11 protein-coding genes are annotated in these 9,441 nt (G+C 71.3%); 6 read left to right on the forward strand and 5 right to left on the reverse strand.

Features of this window, described 5'->3' with window-relative positions:
* Positions 1-81: 81 nt before the first annotated feature.
* Positions 82-1,266, forward strand: a complete 1,185-nt coding sequence (locus tag D7V80_RS38475; protein WP_199738966.1) for a tRNA-uridine aminocarboxypropyltransferase — start codon at positions 82-84, stop codon at positions 1,264-1,266.
* Positions 1,267-1,273: 7 nt separating this feature from the next.
* Here the strand turns inward: D7V80_RS38475 and D7V80_RS38480 are convergent, their stop codons facing one another.
* On the reverse strand, positions 1,274-2,365 hold the full coding sequence (locus tag D7V80_RS38480; RefSeq protein WP_233586045.1) for an acyltransferase family protein: 1,092 nt from the start codon (positions 2,363-2,365) through the stop codon (positions 1,274-1,276).
* 140 nt (positions 2,366-2,505) lie between these two features.
* Between D7V80_RS38480 and D7V80_RS42030 the strand changes: the two genes are divergently transcribed.
* From D7V80_RS42030 to D7V80_RS38495, 3 genes are all read left to right on the forward strand, one after another.
* Positions 2,506-3,285, forward strand: a complete 780-nt coding sequence (locus D7V80_RS42030) for a hypothetical protein (protein WP_158616774.1) — start codon at positions 2,506-2,508, stop codon at positions 3,283-3,285.
* 180 nt (positions 3,286-3,465) lie between these two features.
* Positions 3,466-4,593, forward strand: a complete 1,128-nt coding sequence (locus tag D7V80_RS38490; RefSeq protein WP_120592794.1) for a cytochrome-c peroxidase — start codon at positions 3,466-3,468, stop codon at positions 4,591-4,593.
* A gap of 50 nt (positions 4,594-4,643) precedes the next feature.
* Positions 4,644-5,039, forward strand: coding sequence for a hypothetical protein (locus tag D7V80_RS38495; RefSeq protein WP_120592795.1), 396 nt, complete (start codon positions 4,644-4,646; stop codon positions 5,037-5,039).
* A gap of 60 nt (positions 5,040-5,099) precedes the next feature.
* Here the strand turns inward: D7V80_RS38495 and D7V80_RS38500 are convergent, their stop codons facing one another.
* Positions 5,100-6,509 carry a chondroitinase-B domain-containing protein gene (locus D7V80_RS38500; protein WP_120592796.1) on the reverse strand — a complete coding sequence of 470 codons (1,410 nt, stop codon included), beginning with the start codon at positions 6,507-6,509 and terminating at the stop codon, positions 5,100-5,102.
* Positions 6,510-6,678: 169 nt separating this feature from the next.
* Here D7V80_RS38500 and D7V80_RS38505 point away from each other — a divergent pair, with 169 nt between their 5' ends.
* Entirely contained in the window at positions 6,679-7,176 is a 498-nt protein-coding gene (locus D7V80_RS38505) for a hypothetical protein (protein ID WP_120592797.1), read from the forward strand.
* A gap of 10 nt (positions 7,177-7,186) precedes the next feature.
* Here the strand turns inward: D7V80_RS38505 and D7V80_RS38510 are convergent, their stop codons facing one another.
* From D7V80_RS38510 to D7V80_RS38520, 3 genes are all read right to left on the reverse strand, one after another.
* Entirely contained in the window at positions 7,187-7,876 is a 690-nt protein-coding gene (locus D7V80_RS38510) for a DUF4476 domain-containing protein (RefSeq protein ID WP_158616775.1), read from the reverse strand.
* 121 nt (positions 7,877-7,997) lie between these two features.
* The gene (locus D7V80_RS38515) at positions 7,998-8,597 is read right to left on the reverse strand and encodes a 2,3-diphosphoglycerate-dependent phosphoglycerate mutase (protein ID WP_120592799.1); all 600 of its coding nucleotides are present in this window, start codon (positions 8,595-8,597) and stop codon (positions 7,998-8,000) included.
* 95 nt (positions 8,598-8,692) lie between these two features.
* Entirely contained in the window at positions 8,693-8,953 is a 261-nt protein-coding gene (locus D7V80_RS38520; RefSeq protein ID WP_014394890.1) for a phosphopantetheine-binding protein, read from the reverse strand.
* Between the two features lie 137 nt (positions 8,954-9,090).
* Between D7V80_RS38520 and D7V80_RS38525 the strand changes: the two genes are divergently transcribed.
* The coding region (locus tag D7V80_RS38525) for a beta-ketoacyl synthase N-terminal-like domain-containing protein (protein WP_304988479.1) at positions 9,091-9,441 on the forward strand (351 nt) is incomplete at its 3' end.

The following is a 9,441-nucleotide window of genomic DNA, read 5'->3' on the forward strand; positions in this document are numbered from 1 at the left end:
GGGCGAGCTTTCCATGTCGGGCCGCGCCCGGTCGACCGGGGCAGGGCGGGGCGGGGCGGGGCCGTGATAAAGGGCCACAGCGTGCGTACCTTCTGCATCAAGTGTCTGCGTCCTGAAAGCGCGTGCTACTGCGCGCATGTCCCCCAGCTCCAGACGCGCACGCGCGTGGTGTTCCTCCAGCACCCGAGGGAGCGGCGCGTGGCCATTGGCACGGCGCGCATGGCGCACCTGTCGCTGACCAACTCGGAGCTGCACCGGGGCGTGGACTTCACGGGCCACGCGCGGCTGGAGGAGCTGGCGAAGAACCCCGAGCGCGTCGCGGTGCTCTTCCCGGGTGAGGACGCCATCACCGTGGAAGAGGCGCAGGCGAACCCGCCAGAGACGCTCATCGTCGTGGACGGCACCTGGCCGCAGGCGAAGAAGGTGGTGATGCGCAACCCGGTGCTCGCGGCGCTGCCGCGCATTGGCTTCGTGCCCCGCCGCCCGAGCAACTACCGCATCCGCGCGGAGCCGGCGGACCACTGCGTCTCCACCATCGAGGCGGTGGCGGAGATCCTGGGCCAGCTGGAGGGCAAGCCCGAGTACTTCGACCGCATGCTGGGCGCGTTCGAGTTCATGGTGGACACGCAGCTGGAGCGCCAGGAGACGCGCACGGGGCCCAACCGCCGCCGCATCTACAAGAGCGAGTGGCGCCCGCCGCTGGAGCTGCGCTCGCTGGCGGATGCCGCGGACAGGCTGGTCCTCTTCTACGCAGAGGCGAACGCGCACCCGCTGGAGTCGGGCATCCCGCCGGAGCTGGTGCACCTGGTGGCGGTCCGCTACGCCACGGGCGAGCGCTTCGAGGCGGTCATCGCGCCGGAGCAGCCGCTCGCGCACAGCACGTCGCTGCACGTGGAGCTGCCGGAGGAGGAGCTGCGCGCCGGTGAGCCGCGTGCCCGGGCGCTGGCCCGCTTCGAGGCGTTCCTGCGCCCGGACGACGAGCTGACGGTGTGGACCACGTTCGCCCTGGACCTGCTGTGGAGCAGCGGCCTGTCGCGCAGGTCCGCGCGCAACGTGCGGCTGGCCACGGCGCGGGCGCTCAAGGGCAAGGCGGGCGGCGTGGAGCAGGCGGTGGGGCTGCTCAAGGCGCCGGAGGTGGCGACGTGGGCCCGGGGCCGCGCGGGCCGCCGCATCAGCGCGCTGGAGTCCGTGACGCGCGAGCTGGTGGCGCGTGGCAACGCGACCGAGCCGCCCGCGAAGCTGCCGCGCACCGGCTCCGAGGGCTGAAGGCCGCCTACTGGCCCAGGCGCGCGGTGCCGACGCTGGCGTTCAGCGTGGTGGAGCCGGCGCGCCAGGGACGGGCCTGTTCGCGGACCCAGCGGCCCAGCCGGGCGACGAGGTAGCAGCCCACCAGCAGCGCCACGGACACGCCCAGCGCCGCCGCGATGCCCAGCCGGGGACCGATGCGCTGCGCGAGGCCCGCGATGTCCGCCCAGCCGTACACCACCGGCAGGTGCAGCACGTAGATCCACAGCGACAGCCGGCCCAGCGGCGCCAGCAGGCCGCTCACCCGCTGCGGCAGCAGGTTCACGACGCCCAGCACCAGCAGGCCCTGCGCCACGCGGTACATCACCATCGTGGGACTGGTGGGCGTCCACTCCACGGGCACCCAACGGGTGAGCACCAGCAGCGCTCCGCCCAGCGCGAGCAGGGAGAAGCCCTGCGGCAGGCCCGGCTTGAGCAGGCGCAGCCCGTGCGCGGCGAACGCGCCCGCGAAGAAGAAGCCCGCCCAGGGGAAGAACGGGAAGCGGCTTCCCTCGCCATTGCCAATGAACTGCTGCAGCGGCACCGGCAGGTGCGCGCCCGCGCTCCACATCCCGGCGCTCGCCAGAGGGATGCCCACGGCCAGCCCGCCCAACAGCAGCGCCCGGGCGCCCCGGTGCGGCGTCACCACCAGCGCCATCGCGCCCAGCATCAGCGCCGCGCCAATGCACTGGAGCGCGTCGAACTGGAACACCTTGCGCAGCATGGCGTCGGAGAAGCCCAGCTCGCGCACCGCGCCCCAGCCCGGCCAGTGCAGCAGGTAGCCCAGGAAGAGCAGCAGCAGGGCCCGGCGGAACCGGCGGCCGAAGGAGTCCGTCGCGGCGCCCGGCTTCGTGCCCAGCGCCATCACCACCGCCCAGCCGCTCACCAGCAGGAACAGCGGCGCGGTGATGCCCCGGAGCTTCCAGTACTCCTGGACCCACGGATGGTCCCGGAACGCGGGCGCCAGCAGCGCGTCCAGCGTGTGACCCATCACCATGGCGAGCACGGCCAGCCCGCGCGCGCCATCCAACGCGGGGTGCCGGGTCTGCCGGAAGCTGAGCGAGGGACCGAAGCCTTTCAAAGCGAGCCGAGCATAAGCCCGCCTGCGGGCCTCGTCTCCAAAACGCACCAACCGTGGGGGTCGGCAAGCGTGGCAACGACCCGGATTTTCACTCCCAGCCCAGGTCGCGTCCTCCTCGGAGGATGCTACAGGGTGGATGCATGTCCGCCCGTTCCACGCTCGCCGCCCTCGTGCTCCTCGCCGTCCCGGCCTCGGGCCGCGCCGCGTCTGGCGATGACTGGTTTGGCACCGACAAGCCCAGACATTTCGCGGCGTGCGCGGCGGCCACGGGCGTGGGCTACGGCGCGGGCGCCATCCTCTTCGATTCGCCGGGCGCGCGGGCGCTCACCGGCGTGGGACTGGGATTGGGCGTGGGGTTGGGCAAGGAGGTGTACGACCGGGCTCGCGGCAGCGTCTTCTCCGTGAAGGACCTGGCGTGGGACGCCGCCGGCACCGCGACGGGGCTACTGGCCTCGTTCCTCGTGGACCGGTTCATCACCGAGGTGCTCCTGCCCCCGCCCCGGAGCGTCGCCGTCGCCGGGCGTGGCGGCGGGAGCGTCCGTGCGCGCGCGGCGCTCCACGAACTTCAAGAGCAGGTCGCGCTGCAGCCGGGGCTCCACCAGCAGCAGGCGGCCTTCGGGATCATCGGTGTCGGAGACGAGCACGGTGACCTGCCGGCGCGGGCACTGGTTCATGCAGCCGGTGGGCGTGACGCGCACCTGACCGGCGAGGCCCCGCTCGGCCAGCTCCCCCTGGAGCCAGCGCGGCAGGTCCTGCCCTCCGCTCCGGGCGCACTTTCCCAGGCACTTGCGGCAGACGAGCACGTCCACCTCCCGCCCCTTGCCGCCCGTGTCTCCGTCCTGCATCCGCCGTCCTCCGTGGCGCCCCGCTTCCAGGCGGATGCGCCGCTGCGTGTCGCCGAGACCTTGAAGAAGAGGTAGCGGCGCGGGGATTGTTCCGCAGGAGCCCCGGGCCGCGTCCGCCGGGCCGCCGTCCGGGCGGGCGCTGCCGGACTGATGGAATGGGAAAGCCCGCGCCGAGGGTGCGACGTTCCGTCTCGCAGCCAGTTGCCCGGGTCACTGGTACGGTGCGCTCCGCGCCGCACACGGGAGGCTCTCCACATGACGCGAAATCGACTGCTGCTTGGATTCACGCTGTCCGCGTTGGGCCTTGGCGCGCTCGCCGGTTGTGAGCGCTCACCTGAAAAGGCTCCGGAGGCGAAGCCGCCCGCGCCCGCTCCGGTGGCGGAGCAGGCCCCGGCCCCGAAGCCGTCGGCGCCGGATGCCGCGGCGGTGGCGAAGCTGGCGTCGCACTTCTTCCAGGCGCCTCGCAACCGGGCCCCGCTGCCCGAGGACACCGCGGAGCAGGTGGCCCTGGGGCGCATGCTCTTCCACGAGCCCCGCCTGTCGAAGAACCACGACGTGTCCTGCAACAGCTGCCACGGCCTGGACACCTACGGCGTGGACAACAAGGCGCTGTCGGAAGGGCACAAGAAGCAGAAGGGCAGCCGCAACTCGCCCACCGTCTACAACGCGGCCCACCACATCGCGCAGTTCTGGGACGGCCGCGCCGCCACGCTGGAGGCCCAGGCGGAAGGGCCGATGATGAACCCGGTGGAGATGGCCATGCCGGACGCGAAGCGCGTCGAGGCCACGCTGGCCTCCATCCCCGAGTACTCCACGCGCTTCCGCGCCGCCTTCCCCAAGGGGGGCAAGCCCGTGACGCTGGCGAACGCCGCCCGGGCGCTGGCCGCCTTCGAGCGCACGCTCACCACGTCGTCGCGCTTCGACCGCTTCCTCGCGGGGGAGCACGCGGCCCTGAGCGCGCAGGAGCAGCGCGGCCTGGAGGCCTTCGTCACCACCGGCTGCACCACGTGCCACAACGGCCCGGCGGTGGGCGGCGCGTCGTTCCAGAAGCTGGGGCTGGTGGAGGCGTACCCGGCCCTCACCGACGCGGGCCGCTTCGACGCGACGAAGAACGAGGACGACCGGGGCTACTTCCGCGTGCCCACCCTGCGCGACGTGGAGATGACCGGGCCCTACCTGCACGACGGCAGCGTGAAGGACCTGCCCACCATGGTGCGCCTGATGGGCCGCTACCAGCTGGGCCGCACGCTGAATGACGGCGAGGTGGACGACCTGGTGGCCTTCCTCAAGAGCCTCACCGGGGAGCTGCCCCCCGCCGAGCGCATTTCCGCGCCGCCCCTGCCCCCCAGCACGAAGCGCACGCCCAAGCCGGACCCGTCGTAGTCAGCAGGAAACGTCGCGCCCCGCCCGGCGGGTGCTAAACCCTCGCGCCCATGACCTTCTTCTTCCATCTCCACTCGGGTCTTCGCTACCTGGTGCTGTTGTCCGGTGTCATCGCGCTCGCGTTCTTCGCGTTCGCGGTCGCCACGAAGCGCCCGTTCGACAAGGTGGGGCGCATCCTCGGCGCGTCCTACTCCGGCTTCCTGCAGCTGCAGTTCCTCGTGGGCATTGGCGTGCTGGTGACGCGCGGGTACTACCCGGCGCTCATCGGGCACATGGTGATGATGCTCCTCGCGGTGGGCGCCATCCAGGGCCCCTTGTCCGCGAACCGCCGGCGCACGCCGCCCGGCTATGTGCTGCCGCTGGTGGGCACGCTGGTGTCGCTGGCGCTGGTGGTGGGCGGCATCCTGGCCATCCGCCCGGGCCTGTTCGTCTCCACCGCGTTCTAAAAGCGCGTGAGGGCAGCGAAGCGGCTGGGGGTCTCTCCAGCCGCCTCGCGAGGCCTTTCGCTAGCGACGGGCGCGCCGGCGCAGGGCCAGGGGCACGAGCAGCCCGAGGAGCGCGGGCAGCAGGCCGGGGCTCGCGCTGCAACCGCCGTCCTCGTCCTCATCTTCGTCCCCGGACGGGTTCTGCTCCGGGCCCGCGTCCGGAACGACGCCCGCGTCCATGGTTCCGGTGCCCGCGTCGGTGCCCGCGTCCGTGCCGCCGCCCGTGTTCGCGGGGCAGTCACCCAGCGAGTGCTCCATCGCTCCCATCGTGGCCGAGGCGGGCCGGGCGCGCGCGCAGAAGTCCTCCGGCGCCAGCGTGTTCCGCGCGGCCGCGCCGATGAGCGACGACACGTCGCCCTTGAGCGTCAGGTCGCCCTTGAGCGGCGCCACGTACCAGGACGCGAAGGTGGTGGTGGTCACGTTCGAGCGGTTCGTGCTCTGGGTGCCGGTGGCGCTGTCCCGGTTGCGGATGACGCCCGTCAGGACGTTGCCAAAGGCCTCGCCGGTGGACGCGGCGTAGCGGTAGTCCACGCCCGTCGTGCCGACGAACGTGTTGAACAGCACGCGCGTGTTCGCGGCCTTGTTCAGGTACACCGCGACGTCCGAGCAGTTGGCCACGATGTTGTTGCGGATGATTCCGTCCGTGTGCTCCGGCGAGCACGGCACGGCGGGGTCGAAGGCCGGCGCGCAGTACTGATTGCCGGTGCCGCCACCGCCGAACGACAGGCCGATGCGCGTGTCCCCCGCGGGGAAGTCCTTCACGCACAGGACGCGGTTGCGCTCGAAGAGGCCGCGCTTGCCGCCGCTCTTCATGAAGGCGCCGTAGGAGATGCCGCCCTGCCTGGAGAAGTCGTGAATCTCGTTGTCGCGGACCACCCAGTCATCGCCGGTGTCGATGTTCAGCTTGTTGACGGGCGTGGACGTCACGCGCGCGTGCGTGTCGTAGATTTCGTTGTTCTCGATGAGACCCCGGTGCGGTATCTCCCACACGCCGCTGCCGTTCTGCGTCGCGTTCGCCTTGAGCTGCGAGTTGAAGTCGCGCACGCGGCTGTTGCGCAGGACGAAGTTCTCCGCGTGACCGGTGACGTGGAAGGCGTGCTCACAGTTCTGGTCGTTCGCGCAGATGCCCTCCACCGTGAGCCCGTCGAAGGTCCAGTACCGGCCGGACACCTTGAAGCCCTCCTGCGCGTTGAAGCGCACGACGGCCGCGTGGCGGTTCTTCGCGCGCACGACGATAGGAGCGGCCTGGGTGCCCTCCGCGGCGCAGGTGAGGTTCGCGTTGAAGGTGTACGTGCCGTCCTCCAGGACGAGCTCGTCGCCGGCCTTGGCGGACGAAAGCGCGGTCTGGAGCTCGGCCACGGTGGAGATGCTCTTCACGGCCGCACTGCCCGTCAGGGGCAGCAGGAGCAGGGTGAGGGAAAGGGTTCTCAAGGGGGGACTCCCGGTACGAGAGGGGCACCCACGTTAGCGGATCCCCACGCGGGGCAGGCAGCCGGGCGTGCGCAGGCATTCCGGGCGCTAGGGAACCTGACTCCGCGTGAACACCTCTCGTCCCATGGCTTGCCAACCCAGAGGCTCGCGGTGGGGACGTTCCACGCTCATGGGGGCGGCGCTGGCCGGGGTGCTGTTCACGGCCCCGGGCGCGTTCGCGCTGCCTCCCCAAGGGCAGCCGTTGCCGGCGTTCTCCGCGCGCGACCTGACGTCCGGCCCGCACGCGAGTCACGAGCTGAAGGGGCGCCCCACGCTGCTGGTCGTCATCACCGACAAGGACGCGGGCGACCGGATGCGCGGATGGTTCGATGCCGCGGACGAGCACGTGGCGGATTCGGTGCATCGCCAGTCGCTCATCACCCTCAAGCTGCCGTTCTTCGTCAGCGAGGGCGCGGCGCGGGGCAAGGCGAAGAACCAGGTGCCCCGGGAGTTCTGGAAGGACACCTGGCTGGACAAGAACGGCGGCATGGCCAAGGCGCTGGGGCTCTCCTCCAGCGACACCCCCTATGTCCTGGCGCTGGACGCGGAAGGACGGGTGGTGGCCAGCGTCCACGCCACCGTGGACTCGCCGGAGGCGCGGGCCATCTGGTCCGCGCTCCGACGGTGACACTGGAAGGCTAGTAGCGCCCGCCGCTGTCGAGGATGGCCTGCAGCTGCTGCTTGTCGTTGGAGAAGGGGAACGCCTGGTACAGCTGGTAGCCGTTCTGCGGATCCAGCAGCGTGGGCCGCATCAGGCGCACCACCTCCAGCTTGTCATTGGAGAAGGAGAACTGCCCCAGCACCGACAGGATGTGCGTCACGAGGAAGTTCTCGTTCGGGGCCACCTGCGACAGGATGCGCAGCTTCTCGCGCGGGAAGGACTCGCGCACCATCGCCGCGGTGATGTTGCGGAACTGCTGATCCGTGATGGGGCGCACCACCGGCGGCGGGGGCGGCATCGGCGCCGGATGGTTGACCACCACCGGCGGGGCCTTGTCCACGTACTCGCTCAGCTTGTCCAGCTCCTCCATGGCGTTGCGGATGCTCTCGCGGCCCTTGGCGTCCTTCGTGCGGGACATCGCGTCGCGCAGCGCGCTCTCCAGCCGGTTGATGCGGCGCTCCACCTGCTCACGGTCGATGACGACCTGGTTGCGCGAGGGCACCGGCTGCGGCATCGGCACCGGCTGCGGCGTGGAGTGGCCCGGGGGCGGGGGGCGGCGGAACTCGGCGCCGCCAGCGATGTTGACTGAGTCCGCCGCTTTGGGCGCCGTCTGGGCCAGGGCAGCGGCGGAGGAGAGCAGGACGACGGCGAGGGTCAGGGCCTTCATGGTGTGCATCCTTGGGGGTGTTCTTGCTTCATCCCATCTGACGGGACAGAGGGCTGCTCATTCAAGCCCCCTCCCGTCTTCCCCAGGAAGGCCCTGCCCGCCACGAAGCGTCAGGGCGTCTTCAGCCGCGCTTGGAGACGACCTGGCCGTCGGCGCCAATCTCGTAGACGAGCGGCACGCCCGTGGCGAGCTCCAGGCCCACCACCGTCTCGCCGGACAGCTTGTCCAGGCGCATCACCAGGGAGCGGTTGGAGTTGCCGTGCGCCACGACGAGCACGTTCTTGCCCTGGCGCAGGTCGCCCGCGATGGCCCGGTCGAAGAAGGGCAGCACGCGCTTCGCGGTCATCTCCAGGGACTCGCCATTGGGGGGCGGCACGTCATAGGAGCGGCGCCAGATGTGGACCTGCTGCTCGCCGAACTCCTTGGCGGCGTCCGCCTTGTTGAGGCCCTGCAGGTCGCCGTAGTGGCGCTCGTTGAGGGCCGCGTCGCGGATGACGGGCGGGGTCTGCTTCAGCGTCTCCAGCAGGATGGCCAGCGTCTGCTGCGCCCGGGTGAGGGCGGAGGTGTAGGCGACGTCGAACTTCACGTCCTGGAGGCTGTCGGCGGCCTTGCGGGCTTCGGCGCGGCCCTGCTCGGTGAGGGGCACATCCACGAAGCCGGTGAAGCGGTTCTCGAGGTTCCAGAGGGACTGACCATGACGGACGAGAGCGAGGATGGGCATGGCCCCCCTGCTAGCCCAACCGGGGGCGGGGGGAAAAGAGGCAAGCCCCGTCCACCCGCCCGGCCCGTCGTCTTGCTGCCACGCCCTGGGGCGCGTCAGCCGGCGGCCTGGGTCTCCTGCTGGAGGCGCTCGCAGACGGCCGCCACGGCGCTCAGCGTGTTGAACAGGTCCACCATGCCCACCTGGAGGCCCAGGTCGTCCTCGATGCGGTTGGCCAGCATGGTGGCCAGGAGCGAGTTGCCCCCCACCTCCAGGAAGTGGTCCTCCGGCCGCACGGCGTCCACCCCCAGGAGTTCCTGCCAGTAACCCGCCAGCCGCGCCTCCATGGGCGAGGGGACCGCGCTCTGTGTGCTCATGGTGGCTGCTCCCAGGGGCTGGATTTGCTGCAAATTGAGGAAAATAGAACTACCGCGTCAAGGCCGACCGCGCCAGGGCGAGCAGGCGGGCTTCGTGCTTCCCCGGGGTCCGGACTTCCCTGGCAGGCTCGGGAGCCATGGACCACGCGAACGAGGCCGGAGCGGCCGCCGGGGGCGAGGACGCGCCCATGGCGGTGGCGGTGGTGGGGTTGGCGCTGCGCTTTCCGGGGGCGGAGGACGCGCGCCAGTTCTGGCGCAACCTGGTGGGTGGGGTGGACTCCATCACCCGGCTGGACGCGGCGGGCCGGGAGCGGCTGGGGCTGCCCCAGGGCGACGAGTGGATCACCGCGGCGGGGGTGCTGGAGGAGGCGGAGGGCTTCGACGCGGCGTTCTTCGGGTACTCGGCGCGCGAGGCGGAGCAGATGGATCCGCAGCACCGGGCGCTCCTGGAGTGCGCGTGGGCGGCGATGGAGTCCGCGGGGTACGCG

The organism is Corallococcus sp. CA054B, assembly GCF_003611625.1.
Taxonomy (GTDB): Bacteria; Myxococcota; Myxococcia; order Myxococcales; family Myxococcaceae; genus Corallococcus; species Corallococcus coralloides.